This is a genomic window from Streptomyces sp. NPDC037054 (assembly GCF_055606745.1).
Map to the genome: position 1 here is coordinate 177,123 of NZ_JBVJSJ010000008.1, position 15,116 is coordinate 192,238.

At 69.0% G+C, this 15,116-nt stretch carries 10 protein-coding genes; 3 read left to right on the forward strand and 7 right to left on the reverse strand.

What is annotated here, in order from left to right:
* Positions 1-5: 5 nt before the first annotated feature.
* A complete protein-coding gene (locus ACZ7D7_RS20870) occupies positions 6-2,414 on the reverse strand; it encodes a DUF6049 family protein (RefSeq protein WP_470826044.1) in 2,409 nt (802 codons plus the stop codon).
* Positions 2,415-2,672: 258 nt separating this feature from the next.
* On the opposite strand from ACZ7D7_RS20870, the gene ACZ7D7_RS20875 reads away from it, so the two are divergent.
* Positions 2,673-4,118, forward strand: a complete 1,446-nt coding sequence (locus tag ACZ7D7_RS20875) for a CCA tRNA nucleotidyltransferase (RefSeq protein WP_470826046.1) — start codon at positions 2,673-2,675, stop codon at positions 4,116-4,118.
* Between the two features lie 88 nt (positions 4,119-4,206).
* Here the strand turns inward: ACZ7D7_RS20875 and ACZ7D7_RS20880 are convergent, their stop codons facing one another.
* The 4 genes from ACZ7D7_RS20880 to ACZ7D7_RS20895 all read right to left on the reverse strand — a co-directional run bounded on the left by ACZ7D7_RS20880 (position 4,207) and on the right by ACZ7D7_RS20895 (position 8,003).
* The gene (locus tag ACZ7D7_RS20880; protein ID WP_470826047.1) at positions 4,207-4,704 is read right to left on the reverse strand and encodes an LppU/SCO3897 family protein; all 498 of its coding nucleotides are present in this window, start codon (positions 4,702-4,704) and stop codon (positions 4,207-4,209) included.
* Positions 4,705-4,851: 147 nt separating this feature from the next.
* Entirely contained in the window at positions 4,852-6,114 is a 1,263-nt protein-coding gene (locus ACZ7D7_RS20885; protein WP_470826048.1) for an MFS transporter, read from the reverse strand.
* A 78-nt stretch (positions 6,115-6,192) separates the two neighbouring features.
* Complete coding sequence (locus tag ACZ7D7_RS20890) at positions 6,193-7,275, reverse strand: inositol-3-phosphate synthase (RefSeq protein ID WP_470826049.1); 1,083 nt, start codon at positions 7,273-7,275, stop codon at positions 6,193-6,195.
* Positions 7,276-7,319: 44 nt separating this feature from the next.
* On the reverse strand, positions 7,320-8,003 hold the full coding sequence (locus tag ACZ7D7_RS20895; RefSeq protein WP_470826050.1) for a PadR family transcriptional regulator: 684 nt from the start codon (positions 8,001-8,003) through the stop codon (positions 7,320-7,322).
* Between the two features lie 741 nt (positions 8,004-8,744).
* Between ACZ7D7_RS20895 and ACZ7D7_RS20900 the strand changes: the two genes are divergently transcribed.
* Complete coding sequence (locus ACZ7D7_RS20900) at positions 8,745-11,024, forward strand: transglycosylase domain-containing protein (RefSeq protein ID WP_470826224.1); 2,280 nt, start codon at positions 8,745-8,747, stop codon at positions 11,022-11,024.
* Between the two features lie 98 nt (positions 11,025-11,122).
* Positions 11,123-12,640, forward strand: coding sequence for a glycosyltransferase family 87 protein (locus ACZ7D7_RS20905; RefSeq protein ID WP_470826052.1), 1,518 nt, complete (start codon positions 11,123-11,125; stop codon positions 12,638-12,640).
* Positions 12,641-12,740: 100 nt separating this feature from the next.
* Here ACZ7D7_RS20905 and ACZ7D7_RS20910 read toward each other — a convergent pair whose 3' ends face one another.
* Positions 12,741-13,772, reverse strand: a complete 1,032-nt coding sequence (locus ACZ7D7_RS20910) for an alanine racemase (protein WP_470826053.1) — start codon at positions 13,770-13,772, stop codon at positions 12,741-12,743.
* Positions 13,773-13,873: 101 nt separating this feature from the next.
* The gene (gene femX, locus ACZ7D7_RS20915) at positions 13,874-14,995 is read right to left on the reverse strand and encodes a peptidoglycan bridge formation glycyltransferase FemX (RefSeq protein ID WP_470826054.1); all 1,122 of its coding nucleotides are present in this window, start codon (positions 14,993-14,995) and stop codon (positions 13,874-13,876) included.
* Positions 14,996-15,116: the final 121 nt, after the last annotated feature.

Sequence of the window (15,116 nt, forward strand, 5' to 3'; positions counted from 1 at the left end):
ACATCTCAACGGTCCACTCTCTCACCCGTGCCGGACGGGTCGGCGCTTTCCGCTGGGGTGTCCGGTGTCGGGTCACTCGGCTGCTCCGGGTCGTCTGCCCGGGGGCCCGCCGGGGACTCCTCCCCGAGACGCGCGTCGGACGCTTCCTGGTTCTGATCGCCGTCGGAGTCCGGTCCCGGCTCGGCCGTCGCGTCCTCGGTCGCCGCGTCTTCCGCCGCCGCCTCGCGGGCCGCGGCGCGCTTGCGCTGGGTGTACATGCGGAAGCCGGCGAGGACGAGGAGCAGGACACCGCCGCCGATGACCAGCATCACGGTGGCCGTGATCTCGGTGACCTTCACGTCGAACCGGACGGGGTCGCCGTACTTCCGGCCGTCCTTCGTGTACAGCTGGGCGACCACGGACGACCGGCCGTTGGCGTTGGCCGACGTGGTGAACTTCACCGACTGGCTGTGGCCGCCCGAGACGGTGACGCGCTGCTCGTGGTACGACTCGCCGCTGATCTTGAGACGGGTGGGGTTGACGGAGGTGAGCCGCAGCACGAGGTGGTCGACGTCCTGGACCAGGTTGTTCTGCACGGTCACCGGGATCGTGGCGCTGCGTCCGGAGAGCTTCGTCTCCGACTTCTCGATCAGCCGGACCTGCTTGGCGAGGCCCTGGAGGTAGATCTCCACGCCCGTGCGGAAGGACATCGCCTCACCGGGCCGGCCGCGCCACGACGTGGACATCTCGCGGTTCATGGCCCGGCCGAAGGGGGTCACCACCCGGGACTGGTTGGTGAGGATGCCCGTGAAGTTGTCGAGCTTGTCCTGGGTCCGTGCGAGCTGCTGGTACGCCGACCGCGGCAGCTCCTGCTTGCGCAGTGCCGACGGGTACGAGCGGGCGGACGGGATCTGCGTCGTGGCCGCCGGGTCCGGCTTGGCCGAAGCGGCCGCAGTGAGGTCCTGCGACTCGGACCAGGTGCCGTCCTGCAGCGCGGTCAGGGCCTCGGCCATCGCCCGGGCCTGGCTGGCGGTGGGCGTGCGCTGCGGGGCGACGACGACGCTGCGCTGCTTGTCGGTCTGAAGGTTCAGGGTCAGGCTCTGGGCGAGGAACCGCTGCACGGCGAGGGTGGTGGAGGAGGCCTTCGTCAGATCGCCCCGGAACACCGTGGACAGCCGGGCGTCCGAGACGACCGCCGTCGTGCCGCCGCCGATGGGCCGGGCCGCGGACGGCGTGTACGGCAGGCTCCTGCTCTCCTGGAGGCTGTCGCTGCGGGCGATCACCTTGTCGGCGCCCGCGGACGTCGCGACCTTGACGATCGACGGGTCGACCGCGCCCTCCACCGGCCAGGCGAAGTCGGTGACCGGCTTCACGTGGAGGATCGGCTCGACCGTGTTGGCCACGACGTCCGTGGCCTCCTTGAGATGGCTCAGCGTGCCGGGGACGCTCGTGCCGTTGTGCGCGAGGGACGCCAGGTCCGGGTCGGAGAAGGGGAGGGCGACGACCTCCTTGTCGGCCACCGCCTCCTGCAGCCGGGCCAGCCACCGCTTGGCGACCGCCTGGTTGGTGCCGGCGCTGGTGGTGCCGTCCTCGCCGCGGACCTGATAGGTGCGGGTCATGGCGTCGACGGAGGCCAGCAGGTCCGGGTCGACGACCCAGGTGACGTCGAGTTCCTTGCCCAGGGAGATCATCTGATCCAGGCGACCGCCCGGAGCGATCTCCTTGGCGAGGTCGTCGTTGAGGAAGACCGGCGTCTGCTGCTCGTTCGACCCCGTCTCGGCCGTCATGTGGACGCTGGAGATCAGCGGCCACAGGAACGTCGTCCGGGTCCGGGGGTCGGCCTCCTCGGACTGGTACGGCAGGAAGGTCCGCTGGACGCCGAGGACCTGCGTCCAGGGCTGTGCCGAGGTCCGCCCGGAGAGGGAGACGCCGAACTCGTAGACACCGTCCTGGGAGAAGTTCAGTTCGTCGACCGGCACCGAGATGCTGAAAGGCCGGGCCACCCCGGGCGTCAGCCTTTCGAATTCCTCGACGTACTTGCCGCCGACCGCCGAGCCGACCGTCCCCTGGACGTCGCTGCTGTTCCTGGCGGCGGTGTCGATGCCCGAGCGGGTGCTGACCGGTGAGCCGACGCGCAGGTCCACCTGGGCGTCCGTGACCGTCTGCTTGCCCTTGTTGGTCACCGTGCCCGACACCGTGAGGGTGTCGTCGTCGGTCGGTGTGCTCGGGGTGAGCGTGTCGACGGACACGGCCACCGCGCCGGAGCCGGCCGCCGCCTGCGGGGCTTCCTGGCTCGCCGCGTCCGCGGGAGTGGCGCCGGGCAGCTGGAGGAGACCGGCCAGCAGGGGCGCCGCCGTGAGCAGGGCTCCCGTGCGCCGCAGCCACCGGCGGGCAGGAGAGGGACTCGTCCCCTGGAAGTCTGCCGCCTCGGCCACGCGCTCGCCCGTCCCTCGTCGTCGTCAGTGGTCGTCGGAATGTGCGTCCACGCATGGTAACGATGCGAGCTGAGGGGAAGTGCCGCGGACTGCTCCGCAAGATCGGGGGAGCGGAGCGCGCTGTCCTGAATGTACGCCTATAAAGAGGAGCGCCTCCGAACGTCTCAAGGACGCGTCTTGCGCACGTATCGGCAGTGCTGTCCGGGCCCTTTTAATGGGGGCGCTGGCGGTACCCCGCGCCACGTACCCTCTTCTGTTGTGCCGAACGCCAACGAAGACAACCCCAGTGCCCTGAGCCAGGCGCAGCTCCGCGCGGTGAGTGAACTGCTGCGGGTCGCCCCGGTCGCCGATGACCTCGCCCGTCGATTCCAGGAGGCCGGGTTCTCTCTCGCCCTGGTCGGTGGGTCGGTCCGGGACGCGCTGCTCGGCCGGCTCGGCAACGACCTGGACTTCACGACCGATGCCCGACCACAGGACGTCCTGAAGATCGTCCGCCCCTGGGCGGACGCCGTCTGGGAGGTCGGAATCGCCTTCGGCACGGTCGGGGCGCAGAAGGACGGCTACCAGATCGAGGTCACCACCTACCGGTCGGAGGCGTACGACCGCACGTCGCGCAAGCCCGAGGTGTCGTACGGCGACTCCATCGAGCAGGACCTCGTCCGGCGTGACTTCTCCGTGAACGCGATGGCTGTCGCCCTGCCGGAGAAGGAGTTCATCGACCCGCACGGCGGTCTCGACGACCTTGCCGAGCGCGTGCTGCGCACGCCGGGCACCCCCGAGGAGTCCTTCTCGGACGACCCGCTCCGGATGATGCGTGCGGCGCGTTTCGCCGCGCAGCTCGACTTCGAGGTGGCCCCCGAGGTCGTCACGGCCATGACGGAGATGTCCGGGCGGCTCGAGATCGTCTCGGCCGAGCGGGTGCGGGACGAGCTGAACAAACTCATCCTGTCCGCGCACCCGCGCAAGGGGCTGACGCTGCTGGTCGACACAGGCCTCGCCGAGCACGTGCTGCCCGAGCTTCCGGCGCTGCGCCTGGAGAGTGACGAGCACCACCGGCACAAGGACGTCTACGAGCACACGCTGATCGTCCTGGAGCAGGCGATGGCGCTGGAGGACGACGGTCCCGACCTCACCCTGCGGCTGGCCGCCCTGCTGCACGACATCGGCAAGCCGCGCACCCGTCGCTTCGAGAAGGACGGGCGGGTCTCGTTCCATCACCACGAGGTGGTGGGAGCGAAGATGACGAAGAAGCGCATGACGGCGCTCAAGTACTCCAACGAGCTCGTGAAGGACGTCTCGCGCCTGGTCGAACTCCACCTGCGGTTCCACGGCTACGGCACCGGGGAGTGGACCGACTCCGCCGTGCGCCGCTACGTACGGGACGCCGGCCCGCTCCTCGACCGGCTCCACAAGCTGACGCGCTCCGACTGCACAACGCGGAACAAGCGCAAGGCGGCGGCCCTGTCCCGTGCGTACGACGGTCTGGAGGAGCGGATCGCCAAGCTTCAGGAGCAGGAGGAGCTGGACGCCATCCGTCCGGACCTCGACGGCAACCAGATCATGCAGATCCTGGGTATCGGGCCGGGCCCGGCCGTGGGCAACGCCTACAAGCACATGCTGGAACTCCGCCTGGAGCACGGCCCGATGAGCGACGAGGCGGCGGTGGCCGCGCTCAAGGAGTGGTGGGCGGAGCAGCAGGACTGACGCTGAGAAGCGGGCGCATGTTTCACGTGAAACATGCCGGAGGGGCGGTGTTTCACGTGAAACACCGCCCCTCCGTGCATCGCTCGTCCTACTTGGCGGAGTAGTCCTCGAGGCAGAGGGTGAAGTCGTCACCGCTGCCGGTCTCGGTGTACTCGCTGTACTTGGTGCGGTCGCACCCCTCGGACGTGCCGTCCTTCTTCTCGGCGACCTTGTACTTCGCCTTGGAGTCGGTGCAGTCGATGACCTCAAGGCCGGGGTCGGTCGTGCTGTTCGGGTCGGAGATGCTCATGCAGTCCCCGACCTTCGCCTGGGCGGCGTCGTCACGGCTGGCTATGAAGCCACCCACGGCCACGCCGATCACGATCACGGCGATGACGATGTTCTTGATCGTCTTGAAGCTCAGCTTGCGGCGGGGCTGCTCCGGCGGGACCGGGGCGTAAGGCGCGCCGCCCTGAGGGAAGCCAGGCTGGCCGGCCTGCTGCGGGAAGCCGCCCTGGGGCGGGTACGGGGCTTGGCCCTGCGGCTGGCCGTAGGGCTGCTGGCCCTGGGCGAACGGGTTCTGGCCCTGGGGCGGCGGAGTCGACACTTGGGGGTCCCCCTAGAAACATAGTTCGTGACGCGATCATGGCGCGAAGAAGTGACGCGGACATGGCGCGAGTAAGACGCCTGTAAGCTACCGGCCCCCACTGACAACCCTGTAGGCGAGGGCGCCTCTGTGGCATTGATGTGACACTTACTGGCGCTCAAACCGGGTCATAGCTACAGCTACTCCTGCGTAGATAACGGCGACCGTAATCACCAGCGGCACCGAGCGCCCGTCAGGCGGCAGCATCACGGCGGCCACTCCGGCGGCGCCCACGAAGGCGACGTTGAACAGCACGTCGTAAACCGAGAAGATCCGGCCGCGGAAGCCGTCCTCGACCGCCGCCTGCACCACCGTGTCCGTCGCGATCTTCGCCCCTTGGGTGATCAGGCCGAGCAGGAAGGCGGCGATCAGCAGGGGCACCGTCGCGAACGGCAGCCCGAGGGCCGGTTCCAGTACCGCGGCCGTCCCGGCGCAGGCGCCGATCCAGCGGCCGGGCCCGATCCGTCCGGCCGCCCACGGCGTCGCCACGGCCGCGGCGAAGAAGCCGGCGCCCGACACCCCGAGCGCCAGACCCAGCAGCGCGAGCCCGTCGTCCGGGTCCGAGGTCAGGGCGTAGCGGCAGAGCATCAGCAGCATGACGAGCAGAGCGCCGTAGCAGAACCGCATCAGCGACATCGCCGCGAGCGCCCAGGCGGCCTCCCGGCGCGGCGGCGAGGCGAGATGGCGCACGCCCGCGACCAGATCGCGCGCGGCACCGGCCACCGCCCGGGACAGCCGCGGCCTGACCAACGACCGGTCGGGCCCCAGCAGTTCCCGTGTCATCCGCAGCGACGCGAGCGCCGCGCACAAGTACAGGGCGGCCCCCAGCAGCACGACGACGGCGTCGGAGTCGGCGACCACGACGCGGACGGCGAAGGCGAGAGCGCCGCCCGCGGTCGCGGCGAGCGTTCCGGCGGTCGGGGAGAGGGAGTTGGCGACGACGAGCCGCTCGGTGTCGACGACGCGCGGCAGCGCGGCGGACAGACCCGCGAGGACGAAGCGGTTGACGGCGGTGACGCACAGGGCGGAGACGTAGAAGAGCCAGTCGGGCACGTCGCTGAGCATCAGGACGGCCGTGGCGGATGCCAGCGCGGCGCGCAGCGCGCTGCCGTACAGCAGGACTTGGCGGCGGCGCCAGCGGTCCAGCAGGACACCGGCGAAGGGGCCGACGAGGGAGTAGGGCAGCAGCAGGACCGCCATGGCGGAGGCGATCGCGCCGGCCGACGCCTGTTTCTCCGGGGAGAAGACGACATAGGCGGCGAGCGCGACCTGGTACACGCCGTCGGCGCCCTGGGAGAGCAGTCGTACGGCGAGCAGGCGCCTGAAGCTCGGGAAGCGCAACAGGACACGCAGGTCACGGACGACGGCCATGGCCCCAGCCTCACATACGGGAAGGGTCCCCGGGGCGTGCGACCCGGGGACCCTCAACGCACTTAGGTGACGCGGCTGTTAGCGCTCCACCGTGCCCTGGATGAACTTCTCGACGTTCTCGCGGGCCTCGTCGTCGAAGTACTGGACCGGCGGGGACTTCATGAAGTACGACGACGCCGACAGGATCGGGCCGCCGATGCCGCGGTCCTTGGCGATCTTCGCGGCGCGCAGCGCGTCGATGATGACACCGGCGGAGTTCGGGGAGTCCCAGACCTCGAGCTTGTACTCCAGGTTCAGCGGGACGTCACCGAACGCGCGGCCCTCGAGGCGGACGTACGCCCACTTGCGGTCGTCGAGCCACGCGACGTAGTCGGACGGACCGATGTGGACGTTCTTCTCGCCCATGTCCCGGTCGGGGATCTGGGAGGTGACGGCCTGGGTCTTCGAGATCTTCTTCGACTCGAGGCGGTCGCGCTCGAGCATGTTCTTGAAGTCCATGTTGCCGCCGACGTTCAGCTGCATCGTGCGGTCCAGGATGACGCCCCGGTCCTCGAACAGCTTCGCCATGACGCGGTGCGTGATGGTGGCGCCGACCTGCGACTTGATGTCGTCACCGACGATCGGCACGCCCGCCTCGGTGAACTTGTCCGCCCACTCCTTCGTACCGGCGATGAAGACCGGCAGGGCGTTGACGAAGGCGACCTTGGCGTCGATGGCGCACTGGGCGTAGAACTTCGCCGCGTCCTCGGAGCCGACGGGCAGGTAGCAGACCAGGACGTCGACCTGCTTGTCCTTCAGGACCTGGACGACGTCGACCGGGGCCTCGGAGGACTCCTCGATCGTCTCGCGGTAGTACTTGCCGAGACCGTCGAGCGTGTGGCCGCGCTGGACCGACACACCGGTGCTGGGCACGTCGCAGATCTTGATGGTGTTGTTCTCGGAGGCGCCGATGGCGTCAGCGAGGTCGAGGCCGACCTTCTTGGCGTCGACGTCGAAGGCGGCGACGAACTCGATGTCGCGGACGTGGTAGTCGCCGAACTGGACGTGCATGAGTCCGGGGACCTTGGCCGCCGGGTCGGCGTCCTTGTAGTACTCGACTCCCTGCACCAGCGATGCGGCGCAGTTGCCCACACCGACGATGGCTACGCGAACCGAACCCATTCCGGTTGCTCCCTGTGTGTACGAGTGAGGCCGCTGTGCGGCGCTCACGTGGCGGTGTCGTCGGGCGTATCCGGCCGGGGATCGTCCCCGGACCGGGGCAGGCCGCCCGTCGCTCCAGTTGTGGTGTCCTGCTGAGCGGAGCCCCCGGAGGCGGAAGGCCTCAGGTCCCGTCCGGCCCGCTCGCTCTCGATGAGCTCGTTCAGCCAGCGCACTTCGCGCTCCACGGACTCCATCCCGTGGCGCTGGAGCTCAAGCGTGTAGTCGTCGAGGCGCTCCCTGGTGCGCGCCAGCGAGGCGCGCATCTTCTCCAGCCGCTCCTCCAGCCGGCTGCGGCGGCCCTCCAGCACCCGCATGCGGACGTCACGCGACGTCTGCCCGAAGAAGGCGAAACGCGCGGCGAAGGTCTCGTCCTCGTACGCGTCCGGTCCCGTCTGGGAGAGCAGCTCCTCGAAGCGCTCCTTACCTTCTGCCGTCAACCGGTAGACGATCTTGGCGCGGCGGCCGGTGAGCGGAGCGGCGAGGGCGTCCTCGGTGGTGTTTCCCGGCTCCTCCGTCAACCAGCCGTTCTCGACCAGCGTCTTGAGGCAGGGGTAGAGCGTTCCGTAGCTGAACGCCCGGAACACACCCAGTGAGGTGTTGAGCCGCTTGCGCAGCTCGTAGCCGTGCATCGGGGACTCGCGGAGCAGACCGAGGACGGCGAACTCGAGGATGCCGGATCGCCGGCTCATCGTCGCCTCCCCTCTGCCGCGGCCACTCGTGACCGGCCCGAGCCTGGCTTTATGCCGGGCTGATGTATCGACTCGATACATCCAGACGATAGAACGGCCATCCGGATGCGACAAGAGGGACGGCGGTGAACGGGATCACATCACCGATTCATCACCAGCGAGTTGCCTGATTTGGGGTGAACTTCTGGGCTAGGCGCGTTTTGGCGGTGCGTAGTCTGTGCGGCATGCACACCACCGGGAACCGAGTGACGCGTGAGAGCGTCATCGTCCTCGGTGCAGTACGGGTGAATGAGCAACAGACCGCATCCGTACTTCGGGGGGACCGGAAACCAGCCGCCGTTTCCAGGCGCGCAAAGGTGCGCCTGCCCGAGGAGTAGTCGTTCGATGAGCGAGCACCGTCGCAAACCGCCGCAGCCGCAGGGAGGCGGACGTGCCGCGGCCCGACGTGGCCAGTCCGGCTCGTCCTCCGGCCGCCGCGCGGCACCGCGGGGCGCCACCGGGTCTCCGTCCGGCTCGTACGAGACGGGAGGTGAGGAGCGTCCGTACGGTGGTCGCGCCGAGGCCCGTCGTGCGGCCCAGCGCAGTGGAGGCCGCCGCAGAGCGGCCGAACCGGGACGCGGAGGCCGACGTGCCGCGCCCGGTGGTCCCGGCCGGGGCAGAGGCCGCGCGGCTGTCGCCGGGGCCGGCGCCCAACGCATGATCGACTATCCGCGCCACGACAAGTACGGGTGGCGTCGCTGGATGCCGTCCTGGAAGCTCGTCTCCGGCCTGTGCCTGTTCTTCTTCGGCAGCATGGTCGCCGCCGTCGGTGTCGGCTACGCCATGGTGGGTGTTCCCTCCGAGGAGAACGCCGCCGCGCTGTCGCAGAACAACGTGTACTACTGGGCCGACGGCAGCCAGATGGTCGCCACCGGCGCCGGCCAGAACCGGCAGAACGTCACCATCGACCGGATCCCCAAGGAAATGCAGGACGCGGTGATCTCGGCCGAGAACAAGACGTTCTACAAGGACAGTGGCGTCGACCCCATGGGCATCGCCCGGGCCCTTGCGAACATGGCGCGGGGCGGTGACACGCAGGGTGGTTCGACCATCACCCAGCAGTTCGTCAAGAACACCTACCTGAGCCAGGACCAGACCATCTCCCGCAAGTTCAAGGAGATGTTCATCTCGATCAAGGTGGGCACGAAGCTCTCCAAGGACGAGATCCTCCAGGGGTACCTGAACACCTCGTACTACGGCCGAGGCGCGTACGGCATCCAGGCGGCCGCCCAGACCTACTACGGCAAGGACGCGGTCGACCTCGACGCCAGCGAGTGCGCCTTCCTCGCCGCCCTGCTCAAGGGCCCGACGTACTTCGACCCGGCGGGCAACGAGAACATCGACCCGACGGCGACCAAGGCCGCCAACCGCGAGCGGTCCGAGGTGCGCTGGAAGTGGATCCTCGGCGAGATGCGCAAGGACGAGAGCATCTCCGAGGCCGTGTACCAGAAGGCGATCAAGAAGTACCCGGAGCCCCAGGGCCGCAAGGCGACCAAGGGCATGACGGGGCAGATCAGCTACCTGGTGGACACGGCCAAGAAGTACGTTCTCAACAACTCGGACATCGACGAGGCCAAGTTCGACCAGGGCGGCTACCAGATCTACACGACCTTCGAGAAGGACAAGGTCGAGGCGCTCGCCAAGGCCGTCAAGAAGATCGAGAAGGAGAAGATCGACCCGAAGGCACGCGAGGAGGACAAGCACGTCCAGTTCGGCGCGGCCTCGGTGAAGCCCAATGACGGGGCGATCGTCGCCCTGTACGGCGGCGCGGGTTACGAGAACAACCACTTCAACAACAACGCGGACACCTCCGGCGTCCCCGTCGGTTCGACCTGGAAGCCCTTCGTCCTCGCCGCCGCCATGGAGCACGGCACGTACAAGACCGAGGGCGTCGGCGTCTCGCCGATGAGCAAGTACAACGGCAACGACCACCTGAAGGTCCGCAAGCAGGACGGCAGTTACTACCTGCGCAAGGACAACTCGCTCTTCTACCAGGAGAACGAGACCGACCGCCGCTGGGGCTACATCACCCTGCACAAGGCGATGGAGCAGTCCATCAACACCCCGTTCGTCCAGCTCGGTGTGGACGTGGGGCTGTCGAAGGTGCGGGACACCGCGAAGGCGACCGGCATCCTGGACCAGTCGTTCGCCGGCCTCAACCCGTCCTTCGCGCTCGGTACCTCGACGCCCAGCGCGATCCGCATGGCCGACGCCTACGCGACGTTCGCGGCATCCGGCAAGCAGACGGCGCCGTACTCGGTGAAGGCCGTGAAGTACGCGGGCCAGGAACTCAACGGCTTCGACAAGCCGAAGCCCGCGCAGGCGATGCCGGAGAACGTGGCGAACAACGTCACGAAGGTCCTCGAGAACGTCATCGAGAACGGCACGGCCAAGAACGCCAAGGCCCTCGGCCGCGCCGCGGCCGGCAAGACCGGTACCACCGACGAGAACAAGTCGGCCTGGTTCGTCGGCTACACCCAGCAGCTGTCGACCTCGGTCGCGATGTTCCGTGAGGACCCGGAGAGCCACAAGCTGCTCTCCATGAATGGCACGGCGGGTGTCGACTCCATCCACGGTGGTGACATCCCGACGCAGCTGTGGACCGAGTACATGAAGGCAGCGCTGGACGGCGAGCCCGACCCCGGCTTCCCCGAGGCCACCAAGATCGGTGAGATCGCGCACCAGGAGGGCGCTCCGTCCCCGAGCCCGAGCGTGACGGCCTCGCCCAGCCCGTCGGTGTCCGAGTCGCCGAGTGACCTCCCGACCAAGCCCGGCAAGTCGCCGAAGCCCACGGAGACCCAGACCTGCAGTCCCTGGGACTTCAACTGTGAGGAGACCGGAGGCACCACCGACGGGGGCACGGACACCGGAGGCACTGGTGGCGACGTCACGCCGTCACCCACGCCGGAACCAACCGATACAGGCGATACCGGCAACAACAGAGGCAATGGCAACGGGGGCCTGTTCGGAGGAACCGGTTAGCCGCCATATCGCCCGGCAAGGGTGTTTCACGTGAAACATGGGCCGTCGTACCTTCGGGTGCGGCGGCCCTCCGCGTAGTGCGGGGCGCGTACGGCAGGATGTGCGACATGCCCAGCGCAGAATCGACGCAAGCGAGCGTGCACGAGCCGGACCCGGTGCGGCCGACCACGGAGGACGAGGTCGCCGCGGCCGGCAGTGAGCTGATCGGTGGCCCGGTGGGACGGCGTGCTCTGCTCGGGGCGTCCTGGTGGACGCCCGTGCGGGTCGTCGCGCTCGTGGCGATCGGCATGTTCGCCCTCGGCCTGGTCCAGAAGGCGCCCTGCTACAACGGCGCCTGGTTCTTCGGCGCCGGCTCGCAGTACACCCACGCCTGCTACTCGGACATCCCGCACCTCTACGCGGGACGCGGCTTCTCCGAAGGGCTCGTGCCGTACTTCGACAAGCTCCCCGGCGACATGGAGTACCTCGAGTACCCGGTGCTGACCGGCGTGTTCATGGAGGTCGCCGCCTGGCTCACGCCCGGCAGCGGCAGCATCCAGCACCAGGAGCAGTGGTACTGGATGGTCAACGCCGGGATGCTCATGGCGTGCGCGGCCGTCATCGCCGTCTGCGTGACGCGCACCCACGCCCGGCGCCCCTGGGACGCCCTCCTGGTCGCCCTGGCGCCCGCCGCCGCGCTGACCGCGACCATCAACTGGGACCTGCTGGCGGTCGCTCTGACGGCCGCCGCGATGCTGATGTGGGCGCGGGGCCGCTCCCTCGCCTTCGGTGTCCTCCTGGGCCTCGCCACGGCCGCCAAGCTCTATCCGTTCCTGCTCCTGGGGCCCCTGCTCGTGCTGTGCTGGCGTGCGGGGCGCTGGAGGGAGTACGGGACGGCACTGGGCGGTGCGGCCGTCGCGTGGCTCGTGGTGAACGTGCCGGTGATGCTCTTCGCGTTCGAGGGCTGGTCGAAGTTCTACACGTTCAGCCAGGAGCGGGGCGTCGACTTCGGGTCCTTCTGGCTGATCATGGCCCAGAACTCGAAGAACCCACTGAGCACGGAGACCGTCAACACCCTCGCCATGGTGCTGATGCTGGCGTGCTGCGCGGGTGTCGCCGCGCTCGCGTTGATGGCGCCGCGCCGGCCGCGCTTCGCCCAGCTCGCCTTCCTGATCGTCGCGGCGTTCATCCTCACCAACAAGGTCTACTCGCCGCAGTACGTCCTCTGGCTGGTCCCGCTGGCGGCTCTCGCCCGGCCGAAGTGGCGGGACTTCCTGGTCTGGCAGGCCTGCGAGGTGGCGTATTTCCTGGGCATCTGGATGTACCTCGCGTACACGACCAGCGGTGACGCCCACAAGGGTCTGCCCCAGGACGGCTACCACTGGGCGATCGCCGCGCACCTCCTGGGGACGCTGTACCTGTGCGCTGTCGTCGTGCGGGACATCCTCATGCCGGAGCGCGACCCGGTGCGCCGAAGCGGCGACGACGATCCCTCGGGCGGTGTGCTCGACGGGGCCGAGGATGTCGTCGTGTTCGGTCCGGCGGCCCATCCCCCGCGGCACGCGGCCCACTTCGAGACCGCGGAGGCACCGCGGGTGCGGTGGGGCGGGCAGGGGGCGACCGGCGGTTCGCTCTGAGCGAACAGCGCGCGCCACGGCGTGTCAGTCACTCGAAAGGCCGTACACGGCAGGCTCCGTGCACGGCCTTTCAGCTGCTGTGGCGAGGGCCCCCTGTCGGTCAGCGGTCCAGGAGGCGGTCGAACTGCGTGGTGGTGTGCCGCAGATGGGCCACCAGCTCCTCGCCGACCTTCGGCTCCGGAGCGTCCGAGGGCACGAAGAGGATCGAGACCTGCATGTGCGGCGGCTCGGCGAACCAGCGCTGCTTGCCCGCCCAGACGAACGGCGAGAGGTTGCGGTTGACCGTGGCCAGGCCGGCGCGGGCGACGCCCTTGGCGCGCGGCATGACGCCGTGCATCGCCTTCGGGGCCTCCAGGCCCACCCCGTGCGACGTACCGCCCGCCACGACCACCAGGAAGCCGTCGGAGGCGGCCTTCTGCTGCCGGTAGCCGAAGCGGTCGCCCTTGGCGACGCGGGTGACGTCCAGGACCGCCCCGCGGTACTCGGTGGCCTCGTGGTCGCCCAGCCAGAGCCGCGTGCCGATGCGGGCGCGGAACCGGGTCTGCGGGAACTGCTGCTGGAGCCGGGCGAGTTCCTCGGCCTTGAGGTGGCTGACGAACATCGTGTGCAGCGGCAGCCGGGCCGCGCGCAGCCGGTCCATCCAGCCGATGACCTCCTCGACGGCGTCCGAGCCGTCGGTACGGTCCAGCGGCAGGTGGATGGCGAAGCCTTCGAGGCGCACGTTCTCTATGGCCGCGTGCAGCTGCGGCAGGTCCTGCTCGCTGATGCCGTGCCGCTTCATCGAGGACATCACCTCGATGACCACACGGGCGCCCACGAGGCCGTACACGCCGTCTATCGACGACACCGAGCGCACCACCCGGTCGGGCAGCGGAACCGGCTCCTCGCCGCGCCGGAACGGCGTCAGCACCAGGAGGTCACCGCCGAACCAGTCCTTGATCCGGGCGGCCTCGTAGGTCGTGCCGACGGCGAGCATGTCCGAACCGAGCCGCGTGGCCTCCTCCGCCAGCCGCTCGTGTCCGAAGCCGTAGCCGTTGCCCTTGCAGACCGGGACGAGCCCTGGGAACTGCTCCTGCACGTGCTTGTGGTGCGCCCGCCAGCGCGCGGTGTCGACGTAGAGCGTGAGCGCCATGGCCGGACCTGGAACCTTTCTCGTGGCTGCGGTGTGTCGTGTGGGGGAAGCTGTGGGGTTCGTCTGGTGAGCCGTGAGCCGGTCGAAGCGAACGGCCGCGGTCAGCGTCGCGACATGTAGATGTCGAGTGCCTTGTGGAGCAGTTTGTTCAGCGGGAAGTCCCACTCGCCGAGGTACTCCGCGGCCTGGCCGCCGGTGCCGACCTTGAACTGGATCAGGCCGAAGAGGTGGTCGGACTCGTCCAGCGAGTCGGAGATGCCGCGCAGGTCGTAGACGGTGGCGCCCAGCGCGTAGGCGTCGCGCAGCATCCGCCACTGCATGGCGTTCGACGGCCGGACCTCGCGGCCGATGTTGTCCGAGGCGCCGTAGGAGTACCAGACGTGTCCGCCGACGATGAGCATCGTCGCCGCCGACAGGTTCACGCCGTTGTGGCGGGCGAAGTACAGCCGCATGCGGTTCGGGTCCTCGGTGTTGAGGGCCGTCCACATGCGCTGGAAGTACGACAGCGGGCGCGGCCGGAAGTGGTCGCGCACGGCCGTGATCTCGTACAGGCGCTGCCATTCCTCGAGGTCCTGGTAGCCGCCCTGGACGACCTCGACGCCGGCCTTCTCGGCCTTCTTGATGTTGCGCCGCCACAGCTGGTTGAAGTTCTTGTGGACCTCTTCCAGGGACCGGTTGGCCAGCGGCACCTGGAAAACGTAGCGGGGCTGGACGTCGCCGAAGCCGGCGCCGCCGTCCTCGCCCTGCTGCCAGCCCATGCGGCGCAGCTTGTCGGCGACCTCGAAGGCACGCGGCTCGATGTGGTCGGCCTCGATGTCCCGCAGCCGCTTCACGTCCGGGTTCTGGATGCCCTGCTTGATGGAGGCGGCGTCCCAGCGCCGGATGACCACCGGCGGGCCCATTTTCACGGAGAAGGCGCCCTGCTGCTTCAGGTGCGCGAGCATCGGCTCGATCCACTCCTGGAGGTTCGGCGCGAACCAGTTGATGACCGGGCCCTCGGGCAGATAGGCGAGGTAGCGCTTGATCTTGGGGAGCTGCCGGTAGAGGACCAGACCCGCGCCGACCAGCTCCCCGGTCCGGTCGTCGAACCAGCCGAGATTCTCCGAGCGCCATTCGGCCTTCACGTCGGCCCACGCCGGGACCTGCATGTGGCTCGCCGCCGGCAGGCTCTGGATGTACGCCAGATGCTGCTCGCGACTGATGGTCCTCAGGGTCAGGCTCATTCGGGGCGCTCCTCGGGCTGGTGTGTCCCCATGGGTACAGGGGCTCCGGCTCTCGCGCCGAAGCCTACTGCGCCTCGCGAGCGCCCCGACTGGGCCTACGGCACCTTCGCCCGGCCCTGTC